Raw genomic sequence first — 15,101 nt, forward strand, 5'->3', positions numbered from 1 at the left:
TCATACCCGGCAAAAACAATGGGGCGAACCCTAGGAAAGCTGAGCAGGCTTGTCAATTGATCTGACACAGAACCGGCACTTTCCTGCAATGCGATCATACTGAACGCTCAAATTCCCGATCGAGGTCACGATGAATCTGCACTTCGAAGAACTCACCGGCACCGACGGCGCGCGCATCGGCATCGCCAGCCTGGATGCCGAACAGTCGTTGAATGCCCTCTCCCTGCCAATGATCAACGCCCTGCGCGATCAGATGGACGCCTGGGCCAAGGATCCGCAAATCGTCTGCGTCCTGCTGCGCGGCAACGGCGCCAAGGCCTTCTGCGCCGGCGGCGAAGTGCGCAGCCTGGTCGAAGCCTGTCGCAATCATCCCGGGGAAGTACCGCCCCTGGCCGCGCAATTCTTTGCCGCGGAATATCGCCTGGACTTCAAGCTGCACACCTACCCTAAACCGCTGATCTGCTGGGGCCACGGCTACGTCCTCGGCGGCGGCATGGGCCTGCTGCAAGGCGCGAGTATCCGGATTGTCACGCCGAGCAGCCGCTTGGCGATGCCGGAAATCAGCATCGGTTTGTACCCGGACGTCGGCGCCAGTTGGTTCCTGTCGCGGTTGCCGGGCAAGCTCGGGTTGTTCCTCGGCCTGACCGGCGCGCATATGAACGCGCGGGATGCGATCGACCTGGATCTGGCGGACCGCTTCCTGCTCGAAGAACAGCAAGAAGAACTGGTCGAAGGCCTGCTGCAATTGAACTGGCAGGAACAGACCTCGATGCAGCTCAACAGCCTGCTCAAGGCGTTGCAGCAGGAAGCCGTCGCACAGATGCCCGAAGCGCAATGGCTGCCGCGCCGCCAGCAGATCGACGAACTGCTGGATGTCAGCGACGTGCGCTGCGCCTGGAAAGCCATCAGCCATCTGCGCTACTCCACCGATCCGCAGCTCAGCCGCGCGGCGAAGACCATGACCGAAGGTTCACCCGTGACCGCTCATCTGGTCTGGGAACAAATCGTCCGGGCCCGGCATCTGTCGCTGGCTGAAGTCTTTCAGATGGAATACACCCTGAGCCTCAACTGCTGCCGTCACCCCGAATTCAGCGAAGGGGTGCGGGCGCGGTTGATCGACAAGGACCAGAAGCCGCGCTGGCACTGGCCGGACATCAATAACGTGCCGGATGCGGTGGTCGAGGCGCATTTCCATAAGGTGTGGGAAGGTCGGCATCCGTTGGCGGATTTGTCGGATTACTGAAATCCGGGCACAAAAAAAGCGGCGCTTGATGCGCCGCTTTTTTTATCGCTGCTGATTAACGGTGGTTGCCCCGGCCATCGCGACCGTCATGATCGCCACGCCCGCCTCGGTGGTCGCCTCGACCACCACGACCACCGCGGTCATTGTCCCAGTTGCCCCGGTTGCGGCCATCCCAGCCGCCCCGATCATGCCCTTGCCAGCCACGGTTGTGGGACTGGTAATAGCGCGGCTGCGGCTGGTAATAACGCGGCGCCGAGTAATAACGGGGAGCCGGCTGGTAGTAACGCGGTGCAGGTTGGTAATAGCGTGGTGCCGAGTAGTAGCTGCCACCGCCCGAGTAATAAGCCGGCGCAGGGGACGAGTAGACCTCAGAACTGTAGTAGCTGCCTCCATCTCCGTAGGAATAGGGAACGCATGCACCAAGGGACAAACTCAACACGACCAGCATAAGAATTCGACGATACATGGCGGCCTCCTGGACCGCGGGTGAGCCACACCAGCGACGCTGGCAGGCGACAGTCAATTGTTGGCGACTGTCGAAAGATCAGACATCGATTTCGGAATCTGGTGCGTTCATGAAACACATTGAAACAACTCGCCGATGAAAGGTTTTTCATCTTTGCCCTGAAAAAACGGCGCCGCCCTCAATGGCGGCGCCGTGCTGATCAATGGCGACCGTAGCGACCACCACCGCCGTGGTAATAGCCCGGCCCGTGACCGCCGTAATACCCGTGGTTGCCGTAGTAATAGTAGCGATAGCGACCGTAGTACCGAGGGTAGGAATAGCCGTAGTAATAAGGCGAGTAATAATAGCCGGGGTAGTAATACGGTGTGGCGTACACGTCCGCAGTGCCAGCGTAGTAATAGCAACCGGACAAGCCCAACACCGCGCCCAGCAACAATCGACGAAGCAGTTTTTGATAAACCATGGCGGCCTCCTGAAAGACCCGCGACAGCAGTCGGCACAGGCCCGACTCGCACCTGTTTTGACTGTGAAACCGACACCGAGTGCGCGCCGGCCAAAACCTTCTGATCAGCGGCCCATTGCGGTGCGCCGCTGCACCATGACAAAGCAATCACACGCCCTCTCCCGCCCGTCATTCGCCGTCATGCCCCAGCCCAGACGCTTTGCGCCGACTTGGCACGGCTCTCGCTTTAGTAAAAGCGTGCAGGAGTCATCACAGGTTCGCGGCACCACAATTTGCAATGGCTGACTAGGGTTCCGGCTCGCTTAAGCGAGTGGCTGGTCCGAGAGTTGGCGACCTCCAGTTGAGGTTACACGGCGGGACAAAAGCCCGGGAGACAAGCCACCGTTCGCGGTGCCGCGTTGACTCCTGCCCGCCCTTGATCAACTGGAGAACCATCCCATGACCCGACTTCGTTTACCCGCCCTGCTCGCCGCCGCGTTTGCCGCCCTCGTCAGCGTCTCGTCCCACGCCGCCCAGAAAGATCACTTCAGTGTCTGCTGGACCATCTACGCCGGCTGGATGCCCTGGGAATACGCCGGCAGCCAAGGCATCGTCGACAAATGGGCGAAGAAGTACGGGATCAAGATCGATGTGGTGCAGCTCAACGATTACGTCGAATCCATCAACCAGTACACCGCCGGTCAGTTCGACGGCTGCACCATGACCAACATGGACGCGCTGACCATTCCGGCGGCCGGTGGCGTGGACAGCACCGCGCTGATCGTCAGCGATTTCTCCAACGGCAACGACGGCGTCGTGCTCAAGGGCGAAGGCAAGAAAGTTACCGACCTCAAGGGCATGGACGTCAATCTGGTGGAACTGTCGGTCTCGCACTACCTGCTGGCCCGAGCCCTGGATTCGGTCGATCTCACCGAGAAAGACCTGAAAGTGGTCAACACCTCCGACGCCGACATCTCGGCCGCCTTCAACACCGACCAGGTCAACGCCGTTACCACCTGGAACCCGATGCTCTCGGACATCAAAGCCAAGCCCGGTGTGACCGAAGTCTTCAACTCCAGCCAGATCCCCGGCGAAATCATGGACATGATGGTGGTCAACAGCGCCACCCTCAAAGACAACCCGGCCCTGGGCAAAGCCCTGACCGGCGCCTGGTTTGAAGTGGTCGAGTTGATGAACGCCAAGAACGCCGCGAGCAAAGCCGCTCTCGAGCACATGGCCAAAGCCTCGGGCACCGATCTGGCGGGTTTCCAATCGCAACTCGACACCACCAAATTGTTCTCCACCCCGCAGGAAGCCCTGGCGTTTTCCACCAGCAAGCAACTGCCGGAAACCATGCGCAAGGTCGCCGAGTTTTCCTTCCAGCACGGCTTGCTGGGTGAAGGCGCCAAGGACACCAGCGCCGTGGGCATGGCGTTCGCCAACGGCGTGACCAGCGGCGACAAGGCCAACCTCAAGCTGCGCTTCGACCCGAGCTACGTGCAGATGGCTGCCGACGCCAAGTTGTAAGACTGGAGGACCTGGCCATGCGCCTGATCAATCGCCACCCGGATCGCCCGAGTCGCTTGCTGTTGGTGATCCTGCCGTTCGCCCTGGTGCTGCTCGCCTACTTCCTGGGCTCGGCCGAGCGGCTGACGGACAACCCCAACGACAAGCTGCTGCCCAGCGCCGTGCAAATGACCGATGCGGTGAAACGCCTGGCCTTCGTCGCCGACAGCCGCACCGGCGACTACCTGCTCTGGCAAGACAGCGCGTCCAGCCTGCGACGGCTGGCGATCGGCCTCGGCATCAGCGCCTTGGCCGGGTTGTGCCTGGGCATGGCGGCCGGCACCTTGCCGTTGTTCGGCGCGCCGTTGTCGCCGCTGCTGACGGTGCTGTCGATGGTGCCGCCGCTGGCGATCCTGCCGATTCTGTTCATCGTCTTCGGCCTGGGCGAGTTGTCGAAAGTGATGCTGATCGTGATCGGTATCACCCCGGCGCTGGCCCGGGATCTGGAACAACGGGCGCGGGAAATCCCCGTCGAGTTGCTGATCAAGGCCCAGACCTTGGGCGCTTCGACCTGGACCTTAATGCTGCGGGTGGTGCTGCCGCAATTGTTGCCGCGCCTGCTGATCTCGTTGCGGCTGATGCTCGGTTCGGCGTGGCTGTTCCTGATCGCCGCCGAAGCCATCGCCTCCACGGACGGCCTCGGTTACCGGATTTTCCTGGTTCGCCGCTACCTGGCGATGGATGTGATCTTGCCCTACGTGGTGTGGATCACCCTCCTCGCCTGGCTGATGGATTGGGGCCTCAAGCGCCTGACCCAACGGGCCTTCCCTTGGTATGAAGGAGCGCGGGCATGAGCTTCATCACGGTGAAAAACGTCTGGCAGCAATACGCCGATCAGGTTGTTCTTGAAGGTCTGAACCTGAGCGTCAACGAAGGTGAGTTTTGCACCTTGGTCGGCGCGTCGGGTTGCGGCAAATCGACCTTCCTGCGCCTGTTGCTGGGCCAGGAAAAAGCCAGTCGCGGCGAGATCCTGCTCGACGGCCAGGCCCTGGCCGGCGAGCCGGATGCCAGCCGTGGCGTGGTGTTCCAGCGCTACTCGGTGTTTCCGCACCTGACGGTGCTGGACAACGTCGCCCTCGGCCTCGAACTGCCCCGCTCGCCGCTGCTCGGGCGTCTGTTCGGCAGTGCGAAAAAGGATGCCCGGGAACAAGCCTCGGTGCTGCTGCACAAAGTCGGCCTCGGCCACTCGCTGGACAAGTACCCGGCGCAGCTCTCCGGCGGCATGCAACAACGGTTGGCCATCGCCCAGGCATTGATCATGAAGCCGCGCGTGTTGCTGCTCGACGAACCCTTCGGTGCCCTCGATCCGGGCATCCGCAAAGACATGCACGTTCTGCTGCTGGAGTTGTGGCGCGAGACCCGACTGACAGTGTTCATGGTCACCCATGACCTGTCCGAAGGGTTCAGCCTCGGCACCCGTTTGCTGGTGTTCGACAAGGTTCGCCTCGATCCGCATGCCCCCGGCGCTTATGGCGCGCGCATCACTTACGACATCCCTTTGAACAGCGACCGCCGCGCCACTCGCGCCGCCGTCGATGCCTTGCCGACTGAGTTGGCAGGCACGCTTCGCACCGCTTAAGAGGACTTTCAAAAATGACTGATTCAACCCAACTGTTCCCGCCCTTCGCCGAAGAAATGCTTCCCGGCGGCGGCCATCGCTCCTTCGTATTGAAACGCGGCCAACTGCTGCGTCTGACCGACCTGCGCGGTGGCGCCAATGTCAGCCTGACGCTGCTCAACGCCAACGAAAAAACCGAACGCCTGAACCTGCCCGACAGCCTCAAATGCCAACACACCGCCAAGCTCACTGCCGGCCATTGTTTGTACTCGGACATGGGTCGTGTATTAGCGGCGATCACCGCCGACACTTGCGGCTGGAGCGACAGCCTCGGTGGTGTGCTCTGCGCTGAAGAAGTCGCAGAAAAATACGGCGCCGGCCGCTATCAGGAACTGCGCAACGGCTTCTTCCGCAACGGCACCGACAACCTGTTGGTGGAACTGGGCAAGTGGGGGCTGGGCCTGTCGGATTTGTTGATGACCCTCAATTTGTTCAGCCGGGTGAATGTCGACGAGGCCGGACGCTTCCACTTCGTCGAGGGCAACTCCAAGGCCGGCGACTACATCGAGTTGTACGCGCCGATGGACACGCTGGTGGTGCTCACGGCCCTGCAACACCCGATGGATCCGTCGCCCGAATACGCACCAAAACCCTTGAAGCTGAGCTGGATGAACGCCGACCCAAGCGTCGCCGAACACTGCCGTACTTCGCGCCCGGAAAACGAGCGCGGCTTCATCAACACCGACCGTTTGTTCGCCTGAGGATCGCTGCCATGTCACTCGCCATCGCTACTTCACACCAGCAGCCTGAGAACGCCATGTACCGCGCCACCATCCCCGCCGGGGAACCCTGGCTGATGGAGGTCAAGGCCGGCCAGACGTTGCGCATCCTCGACCTGGAAGGCAACCAGGCGGTCGATACCTTGTTCTACAGCGTCGCCAACCCGAAGGAACGCTACGACGTGCAACGCACCTTGCGTCGGCAGAACAGCGTCTACCTGAGCACCGGCAGCGTGCTCTATTCCAACCTCGGCAAACCGATGTTGACCATCGTCGCCGACACCTGCGGCCGTCACGACACCCTCGGCGGCGCCTGTGCCCAGGAGAGCAACACCGTGCGTTATGCGTTGGAGAAACGCTACATGCACAGCTGCCGCGACAACTACCTGCGGGCCTGTGTCCACGACGGGCGACTGGGCAAGGGTGACATCGGGCCGAACATCAACTTCTTCATGAATGTGCCCGTCACAGCGGATGGCGGGCTGACGTTTGAAGACGGGATTTCGGCGCCGGGCAAGTACGTGGATTTGCGGGCGGAGATGGACGTGATCGTGTTGATCTCCAACTGCCCGCAGTTGAACAACCCGTGCAATGCGTACAACCCGACACCTGCGGAGTTATTGGTATGGAACTGAAATTGGCGCGGTTGCGTAAATGGTTGTTTGCCCTGTGCCAGGCCCGTTCAGGCCAGTGCCTGCAACAGCGAGAGCACCGCTAAACCTTGTGGCGAGGGAGCAAGCTCCCTCGCCACAAAAAGCGCGAAATTCGTTCATCCGGGACGGCCCGGGTGCCTTTCGAAAAACTGCGGGACGGCCCGCATCCCAGGTCGAGGCTGATGCGTTATCGCCTCCGGGGGTTTTGCCATGTTCGAAAAAGTCCTGATTGCCAACCGTGGTGCCATTGCCTGCCGCATCCTGCGCACCTTGGGTGAATTGCAGGTCAAGAGCGTCGCCGTTTACTCCGAAGCCGATGCCGCGAGCCTGCATATTTTGCAGGCCGATGAAGCCCACAGCCTCGGCGAAGGCGCCGCCGCCGGCACCTATCTGGCGGTGGATAAAATCCTCGCCATCGCCCAAACCTCTGGCGCCACGGCGATCCATCCCGGCTACGGATTTCTTTCAGAAAACGCTGCCTTCGCCGAAGCCTGCGAAGCCGCCAACATCGCCTTCATCGGCCCAACGCCACAGCAGTTGCGAGTGTTCGGCCTCAAGCACACGGCTCGCGCGTTGGCCAAACAGCATGGGGTACCGATGCTTGAAGGTACTGAACTGCTCGACAGCCTCGACGCAGCATTGATCGCCGGCGAACAGGTCGGCTATCCGGTGATGCTCAAAAGCACCGCCGGCGGTGGCGGCATCGGCATGCGCGTGTGCCGTAGCGCGGCCGAGTTGAGCGAGTCCTTCGAAGCCGTAAAACGCCTCGGTCAGAACAACTTCAGCGATGCCGGGGTGTTCATCGAGAAGTACATCCAGCGCGCCCGGCATCTGGAAGTGCAGGTGTTTGGCGACGGTCGCGGCGAAGTGATTGCCCTCGGCGTGCGCGATTGCTCGGTACAGCGGCGCAACCAGAAAGTCCTCGAAGAAACCCCGGCGCCGAACCTGCCCGAGGGCATGGCGGATGAGCTGTGCGCGGCGGCGATCAAACTGGCGAAAGCAGTGAATTACCGCAGCGCCGGGACAGTGGAATTTGTCTTCGACAGTGAAGACCAACGCTTCTATTTTCTGGAAGTGAATACGCGATTGCAGGTTGAGCACGGCGTCACCGAACAGGTGTGGGGCGTGGACCTGGTGCGCTGGATGGTCGAACTGGCGGCCGGTGATTTGCCGCCCTTGTCCGAGCTAAGTCGTGGATTGAAACCTGAGGGCCATGCGATTCAGGCACGGCTTTACGCGGAAGATCCGGGCCGGGATTTCCAGCCGAGTCCGGGCCTGCTGACGGCGGTGAATTTCCCTGCTGCCGATGGCAGAAAATTGCGCATCGACACCTGGGTCGAGGCCGGTTGCGAGATCCCGCCGTACTTCGACCCGATGATCGCCAAGCTCATCAGTTGGGCGCCGACGCGCGAGCAAGCGCTCAAGGCTCTGCATCAGGCCTTGGGCGACAGCCTGCTCTACGGCGTGGAAACCAACCGCGATTACCTGCGGCAGATTCTGCTCGACGCACCGTTCGCCAGCGGCCAGCCGTGGACGCGGTGCCTGGAAGGTCTGGTGTACCAAGCCAACACCTTTGAAGTACTCAGCGCCGGGACGCAAACCAGTGTTCAGGATTATCCCGGTCGCCTCGGTTACTGGGCGGTGGGCGTACCGCCGTCGGGGCCGATGGACAGTCGGGCGTTGCGTCTGGGCAACCGATTGCTGGGCAATGACGAAGGTTTTGCGGCACTGGAAATCACCATGAGCGGGCCGTTGCTGCGCTTCAACTGTGATGCTGTGGTGGCGGTGACCGGGGCGGTGATTCCGCTGACGTTGAACGGTGGCGCGGTGCCGATGAACACCGCGTTGCTGATTCCGGCCGGGGCCACATTGAGCCTCGGCACGATGGCCGGGGCCGGCGCCCGCAGCTACCTGTGCCTGCGCGGTGGGCTGCAAGTGCCGGATTACTTGGGCAGTAAAAGCACCTTCACCCTCGGCCAGTTTGGCGGACATGGCGGGCGGGCGTTGCGGGCCGGGGATGTGTTGCATGTGCCTTTGTTGATTGACCGCAGTGCCGGTGCGCAGCTTCCGAACATTGCTGATCTGCCTGCCGTGCGACAGATTCGAGTGATCTACGGCCCGCACGGTGCACCGGAATACTTCACCGAACATTACATCGGCACCTTCTTCGCCACTCAGTGGGAAGTGCATTTCAACTCCAGTCGTACCGGCGTGCGACTGATCGGGCCGAAGCCGGAATGGGTGCGGGCCGATGGTGGTGAAGCGGGGCTGCATCCGTCGAACATCCACGACAATCCGTATGCGATCGGGGCCGTGGATTTCACCGGCGACATGCCCGTGATACTCGGCCCGGACGGCCCTAGCCTGGGCGGGTTTGTGTGCCCGGTGACGGTGATCGAGGCGGATCTTTGGCAGTTGGGGCAGCTCAAGGCCGGGGATAAGGTGCAGTTTTTGCCGGTGGACCTGCAGACCGCTCGATCACTGGCCACACGAGCCCTCTGTGGCGAGGGAGCTTGTCGGATCGCCGCACCGTCCCGTTCGGCTGCGCAGCAGTCGCCAATCGGCCAACTCCAAACACCTGATGTGCCGTGGCGGGAAAATTTGGGGGCGCTTCGCACCCCAACGGGGGCAAGCCCCCTCGCCACAAGTAATGGGTCTCTACATAAATTGATGTCACCCGTTGTACTGGATCTTGGACAGGACGACACGAGACTGGTGGCCAGATTATCGGGCGACACACATCTGCTCCTTGAGATCGGCGCCCCGGAACTGGACCTGGTCCTGCGCTTCCGCGCTCACGCCCTCATGCAGGCGCTCGAAAGCAAACACCTGCACGGCGTCATCGACCTCACTCCCGGCATCCGCTCGCTGCAAGTGCACTACCAACCCGAGCAACTGCCGCTGGCCGATCTGCTCGGCATCATCGCCGGTGAATGGGACGCCGTGTGCGCCGCCAAGGACCTACAAGTCCCGTCGCGCATCGTCCATCTGCCGCTGTCCTGGGACGACCCGGCCTGCCAATTGGCAATCGAAAAATACATGACCACCGTGCGCAAGGACGCGCCGTGGTGCCCGAGCAATCTGGAGTTCATCCGCCGCATCAACGACCTGCCGAACCTCGACGAAGTGCAGCGTACGGTGTTCGATGCGAGCTATCTGGTGATGGGCCTGGGCGATGTCTACCTCGGCGCCCCGGTCGCCACCCCGCTCGACCCGCGCCATCGGCTGGTGACCACCAAATACAACCCGGCCCGCACCTGGACCGCCGAGAACTCGGTGGGCATCGGCGGCGCGTATATGTGCGTGTACGGCATGGAAGGCCCCGGCGGTTATCAGTTTGTCGGGCGTACCTTGCAGATGTGGAATCGCTACCGCGAAGTGGCGGCGTTCGACGGCAAACCGTGGCTGCTGAGGTTCTTTGATCAGATCCGTTTCTACCCGGTGAGCGCTGATGAGTTGCTGCGCATTCGCCGGGATTTCCCCCTCGGGCGCTTCGAACTGAACATCGAGCACAGTCAGTTGAACCTGGCGGATTACCAAGGGTTTCTGGCGCAAGAAGCCGAGAGCATTGCGGCGTTCCGCGACCAGCAAAAAGGCGCGTTCAATGCCGAACGCGAACGCTGGATCGCCAGCGGTCAGGCGCATTTCGACAGTGAAGAACTGATCCCCGAAGCGACCGAAGACGCGCCGCTGGCCAGCGGTCAACAGAGCGTCGACAGCCACATCGCCGGCAACCTCTGGCAGGTTCAGGTTGAAACCGGCACCCGGGTTGAGGCCGGGGATGTGCTAGTGATTCTGGAGTCGATGAAGATGGAAATCCCGCTGCTGGCGCCGATGGCCGGGGTGGTACGGGAGATTCGCGTGCAACCGGGTTCGGCGGTGCGCGCCGGACAGCGGGTCGTGGTGCTGGACCTCGACTGAACTCATTTTGAAAAGGATCAAGTCATGAATTTCAATCTGCAACTCGACGCCCTGCGCAACGCCTATCGCGACGGCCAGACCACGCCTCGGCAATTGCTGCTCAGCCTGCGGGATAAAGCGGCGGCGCTGAACCCGGACTATCACCTGTTCATTCATTTGCTCAGTGTCGAGGAGCTGGAACCGTACCTCGCCGCCCTCGACGGTCGCGACCTCGACAGTCTGCCGCTGTATGGCGTGCCGTTCGCAATCAAGGACAACATCGACCTGGCAGGCATTCCGACCACGGCGGCTTGCCCCGCCTTTGCCTATGTGCCGGCGCGTTCGGCGACCATCGTCGAGCAGTTGCTGGCGCTGGGGGCGATTCCGTTGGGCAAGACCAATCTTGATCAGTTCGCCACCGGGCTCAATGGCAGCCGTTCGCCATATGGCGCGTGCCCGAACAGCGTGTTGCCGGAATATCCGTCGGGTGGTTCCAGCGCTGGATCGTCGCTGGCGGTGGCGTTGGGGGTGGCGAGTTTTTCCCTGGGGACGGACACGGCAGGTTCCGGTCGGGTGCCGGCGGCGTTGAATAATCTGGTGGGATTGAAAGCCACCAAAGGGTTGATCTCCACGGGCGGTGTGGTGCCGGCCTGTCGCACGCTCGATTGCGTCACCACGTTCACCGCCACCGCGCGGGAAGCCAGTCAGTTGCTGGCGCTGACGGCGCGTCTCGATCCACGGGATGCCTACAGCCGCAGCAATCCGTTGTGGAATGACGGCTTGGCATTCGGTGCGCCGCGCCCGTTTCGATTCGGCGTGCCACGTGCGCAAGACCTGGAGTTTTTCGGCTGCCCTGAAGGCCCGTTGTTGTTTGGCGATGCCATCGATCAGCTCAAAGCCTTGGGCGGTGAAGCGGTTGAGCTGGACCTGTCGCCGTTCCTCGAAGCCGCACAGTTGCTGTATGCAGGCCCGTGGGTCGCCGAGCGCTATAGCGTGGCCGGCGAGTTGATGGAGCAAAACCCGCCAGCGGTGCTGCCGGTGATCCGCGCGGTGCTGGCCAAGGCCCCGGCGGTGACTGGCGTGCAGACCTTCCGCGCGCAGTATCGACTGCAAGAACTGAAGGCGCTGTGCGACCGGGCGCTGGAAGGCCTCGACTGCGTGCTCACGCCAACCATCGGCCGCCCCGTGACCTTGGCGGAACTGGCCGCCGAACCCGTGCTGCGCAACTCGGAACTGGGCTACTACACCAACTTCATGAACCTGCTCGACTACGCCGCCGTCGCCGTGCCCAGCGGTTTCATGGGCAACGGTTTGCCGTGGGGCGTGACGCTGTTTGGGCGAGCGTTTACCGATCAGTATTTGTTGAGCGTGGCGGATGCGCTTCAACGTCAATCAGGCTCGCCTGCGCCCGCGACGGTGGCCCGCAATGATCGCGCACGACTGGTGGTGTGTGGCGCGCATCTGGAGGGGTTGGCGTTGAATTGGCAACTGAAGCAGCGTGGCGCGCGGTTGGTCGAGACGACGTTCAGTTCGCCGGATTATCAGCTCTATGCGTTGGCCGGTGGCCCGCCGTTTCGTCCGGGAATGGTGCGGGTGAAGGACGGTGGCGTGGCGATTGCGGTGGAGGTTTGGGAATTGCCGAGCAGCGAATTGGGCTCGTTTTTGACCGCGATTCCGGCGCCGTTGGGGTTGGGCAAGGTGCAACTGGCGGATGGGCGCTGGGAGAGCGGGTTTATTTGTGAGGGTTATGGGCTGGAGGGGGCGGTTAATATCAGCCATCTAGGCGGCTGGCGTGCTTACCTCGGCAAATGATCGTTCCCACGCTGATCGTTCCCACGCTCCGCGTGGGAATGCATCCGGTGACGCTCTGCGTCACGCTTGCGAAGGGACGCGGAGCGTCCCGGGCGGCATTCCCACGCGGAGCGTGGGAACGATCATCTCACGCACATAGAGCGGTTATTTCCGCTCCGGGCCACTAGAATGCATGCCATCGGGTCACTGCCAACGGAACCACCATGCCGCTTCGCTCGCCGCTGTATTCCCAACGTTCGTTGGTGCTCACGCTGATCGCATTGCTCGGTGCAGGTTTCCTCGCCACGTCCTTTCTCAGCTACTACGCCTCGCGAGCGTCGATCCGCGACAACATCGTCAACACCGAATTGCCGCTGACGTCCGACACGGTTTATTCGGAAATCCAGAAAGACCTGGTCAGACCGATCCTGATTTCCTCGATGATGTCCCGCGACACCTTCATGCGCGACTGGGTGGTCAACGGCGAGCACGACCCCGACCAGATGACCCGCTACCTCAACGAGGTCATGACCCACTACGGCGCCTACACCGCGTTCTTCGTCTCCAACAGCAGCCTCACCTACTACCACGCCAAAGGCGTGCTCAAGCAGATCAAGGTCGACGAGCCACGGGACGCCTGGTACTTCCGCGTTCGCGACATGAAAGAGCCTTACGAGATCAACGTCGACCCGGACCTGGCCAACAAGGACAACCTGACGTTTTTCATCAATTACAAAGTCTATGACTACAACAAACGCTTCATCGGCGCGGCCGGCGTGGGCCTGACGGTGGATGCGGTGATCAAGCTGATCGACAAGTATCAACAGCGCTATCAACGCAGCGTGTACTTCGTCGACACCTTCGGTCGCTTGGTGCTTACCGGTGCCGAGGGCGGCCCTGAAGGTGCGCGGGCCGGTCAGAGCCTGGGTGAACTCAGCAGCATGAAGGGCCTGGTCAGCCAGTTGCCCAAACCCCACAGCGGCAGCTACGAATATTCCGTCCACGGCCAGGGACATTTCCTCAACGTGCGGTTCATTCCGGAGCTGAACTGGTACCTGTTCGTCGACAAACGCGAAGACGGCGCTCTCAGTGAAATCCGCCAGTCGCTGTACCTCAACCTGCTGATCTGCCTGCTGGTCACGCTGATTGTGCTGGCCCTGCTCAACCGCGTAATCAAACGCTATCAGAGCAAAATCCAGGCCCAGGCCACGCTCGACAGCCTGACCGAGTTGCCCAACCGCCGTGGCTTCGACCTGTTGGCGGCGCAAGCCATGCACGAAGCCCAACGCGAGCCGAAACCGCTGACCGCGCTGCTGCTGGACCTCGACCACTTCAAGGTGTTGAACGACACCTACGGCCACCTCGCCGGCGATCAAGTGCTGATCGGTTTCGCTCGGGACCTGGAAAGTTGCCTGCGCCATTCCGACATCGTCTGCCGTTGGGGCGGCGAAGAATTTATCGTGCTGCTCAAGGACACCGACGGTGAGACCGGTCAGAAAATCGCCGAGAAAATTCGCCAGCATGTGGAAAAACAGCGTTATGCCTACAACGGCAAGGAGCTGCAGCTGACCGTGAGCATTGGCCTGACCACCCTGCAAGCAGATGAAACCTTGCATACGTTGCTGTCCCGGGCCGATCATGCGATGTACCGGGCCAAACAGGCCGGCCGCAATCGCACCTGCGTGGAATTGCCCCACTCCGTTTATGAATGACGTTGATGACCAAGCCTGAAACCTGCCCGGCCTGCGGCGCCCCCAACGACTGCAGCCTGGCCGACCCTCGAACCGCCGACCGCGCCTGCTGGTGCTTTGGCGTCAGCATCGACCCGGCGGTGCTCGAAGCGCTGCCGGCGGAACTGCGTGACCTCTCCTGCCTATGCCCGCGCTGCGCCCAGGTCGAAGCGCAGCTGCAAGCAGCCGCCCGGCCGATCACGTAAGATGCGCGGCCCTTCCCCATCCGATTTTTAACCGATGCGTGTAGACCGTTTCCTCAGCAACCTGCCGCGCTTCAACCGTAAGCAGGTTCGTCTGTTGCTGGTGGAAAAACGCGTGCGCATCGACGGAAAAGTCGTCAGCGATCCTCACAGCGAAGTACTGGAATTCAGCCGCGTCGCGGTCGACGACGAGGTGCTGCAAGTCGGCAAGCCCGCGCGCTACTTCATGCTCAACAAGCCGCCCGGCTGTGTCAGCGCCACCCGCGACCCGCAACACCCGACCGTGCTCGACCTGATCCACGAGCCGGACAAGGATGACCTGCACATCGCCGGGCGCCTGGATTTCAACACCACCGGCCTGATGATCATCACCAACGATGGCAGCTGGTCACGACGCCTGACCCAGCCGCAGACCAAACTGCCCAAGGTGTATTACGTCGAGACCGAACAGGACATCGGCCCGGAGTATGCAGTCACCTTCAACGAAGGGCTGTACTTCGCTTTCGAAGACCTGACGACGCAGCCCGCCGAGCTGGTGCTGCTCGGGGCGAAGTCGGCGCGGCTGAGCATTGTCGAAGGCCGGTATCACCAGGTGAAGCGCATGTTCGGCCATTTCGACAACAAGGTGCTGCGCCTGCACCGCGAAAGCATGGGCCCGTTGCTGCTCGATAACGCGCTAAAACCGGGCGAGTACCGCGCCTTGCGCACCGAAGAGATTCAATTGATCTAAGCAGGCGACCGCTCAGCAGAAGTTGTCGAACAATTTACCA

At 61.7% G+C, this 15,101-nt stretch carries 13 protein-coding genes and 1 riboswitch; of the genes, 11 read left to right on the forward strand and 2 right to left on the reverse strand.

The features are described 5' to 3' along the window. Positions 1-130: 130 nt before the first annotated feature. Complete coding sequence (locus ACZ89E_RS15630) at positions 131-1,243, forward strand: enoyl-CoA hydratase/isomerase family protein (RefSeq protein WP_476256000.1); 1,113 nt, start codon at positions 131-133, stop codon at positions 1,241-1,243. A 55-nt stretch (positions 1,244-1,298) separates the two neighbouring features. Here the strand turns inward: ACZ89E_RS15630 and ACZ89E_RS15635 are convergent, their stop codons facing one another. Next, a complete protein-coding gene (locus ACZ89E_RS15635; RefSeq protein ID WP_348132217.1) occupies positions 1,299-1,709 on the reverse strand; it encodes a hypothetical protein in 411 nt (136 codons plus the stop codon). A 199-nt stretch (positions 1,710-1,908) separates the two neighbouring features. Then, positions 1,909-2,172 (reverse strand): hypothetical protein, encoded by a 264-nt coding sequence (locus tag ACZ89E_RS15640; RefSeq protein ID WP_476256001.1) that lies wholly within the window; start codon positions 2,170-2,172, stop codon positions 1,909-1,911. A 274-nt stretch (positions 2,173-2,446) separates the two neighbouring features. After that, a riboswitch (guanidine-I (ykkC/yxkD leader) is annotated at positions 2,447-2,547 on the forward strand. Positions 2,548-2,610: 63 nt separating this feature from the next. On the opposite strand from ACZ89E_RS15640, the gene ACZ89E_RS15645 reads away from it, so the two are divergent. The 10 genes from ACZ89E_RS15645 to ACZ89E_RS15690 all read left to right on the forward strand — a co-directional run bounded on the left by ACZ89E_RS15645 (position 2,611) and on the right by ACZ89E_RS15690 (position 15,061). Then, positions 2,611-3,678 carry a putative urea ABC transporter substrate-binding protein gene (locus ACZ89E_RS15645; RefSeq protein ID WP_476256002.1) on the forward strand — a complete coding sequence of 356 codons (1,068 nt, stop codon included), beginning with the start codon at positions 2,611-2,613 and terminating at the stop codon, positions 3,676-3,678. Between the two features lie 17 nt (positions 3,679-3,695). Continuing rightward, on the forward strand, positions 3,696-4,511 hold the full coding sequence (locus ACZ89E_RS15650) for an ABC transporter permease (RefSeq protein ID WP_054615877.1): 816 nt from the start codon (positions 3,696-3,698) through the stop codon (positions 4,509-4,511). Next, a complete protein-coding gene (locus ACZ89E_RS15655) occupies positions 4,508-5,296 on the forward strand; it encodes an ABC transporter ATP-binding protein (RefSeq protein ID WP_463259655.1) in 789 nt (262 codons plus the stop codon). Before ACZ89E_RS15650 ends, ACZ89E_RS15655 begins: the two co-directional genes overlap by 4 nt. Before the next feature lie 14 nt (positions 5,297-5,310). Continuing rightward, positions 5,311-6,036, forward strand: a complete 726-nt coding sequence (locus ACZ89E_RS15660; RefSeq protein WP_476256003.1) for an urea amidolyase associated protein UAAP1 — start codon at positions 5,311-5,313, stop codon at positions 6,034-6,036. Between the two features lie 11 nt (positions 6,037-6,047). Continuing rightward, positions 6,048-6,689, forward strand: a complete 642-nt coding sequence (locus ACZ89E_RS15665; protein WP_476256004.1) for an urea amidolyase associated protein UAAP2 — start codon at positions 6,048-6,050, stop codon at positions 6,687-6,689. A gap of 228 nt (positions 6,690-6,917) precedes the next feature. Next, on the forward strand, positions 6,918-10,628 hold the full coding sequence (uca, locus tag ACZ89E_RS15670; protein WP_476256005.1) for an urea carboxylase: 3,711 nt from the start codon (positions 6,918-6,920) through the stop codon (positions 10,626-10,628). Between the two features lie 24 nt (positions 10,629-10,652). Then, entirely contained in the window at positions 10,653-12,419 is a 1,767-nt protein-coding gene (gene atzF, locus ACZ89E_RS15675; protein WP_476256006.1) for an allophanate hydrolase, read from the forward strand. A gap of 203 nt (positions 12,420-12,622) precedes the next feature. Next, complete coding sequence (locus ACZ89E_RS15680) at positions 12,623-14,110, forward strand: sensor domain-containing diguanylate cyclase (protein WP_476256007.1); 1,488 nt, start codon at positions 12,623-12,625, stop codon at positions 14,108-14,110. 5 nt (positions 14,111-14,115) lie between these two features. Next, entirely contained in the window at positions 14,116-14,334 is a 219-nt protein-coding gene (locus tag ACZ89E_RS15685) for a cysteine-rich CWC family protein (protein ID WP_123507553.1), read from the forward strand. 34 nt (positions 14,335-14,368) lie between these two features. After that, on the forward strand, positions 14,369-15,061 hold the full coding sequence (locus tag ACZ89E_RS15690; protein WP_476256008.1) for a pseudouridine synthase: 693 nt from the start codon (positions 14,369-14,371) through the stop codon (positions 15,059-15,061). The last annotated feature ends 40 nt before the right edge of the window (positions 15,062-15,101 follow it).

The organism is Pseudomonas sp. TE3899 (genome assembly GCF_056279105.1).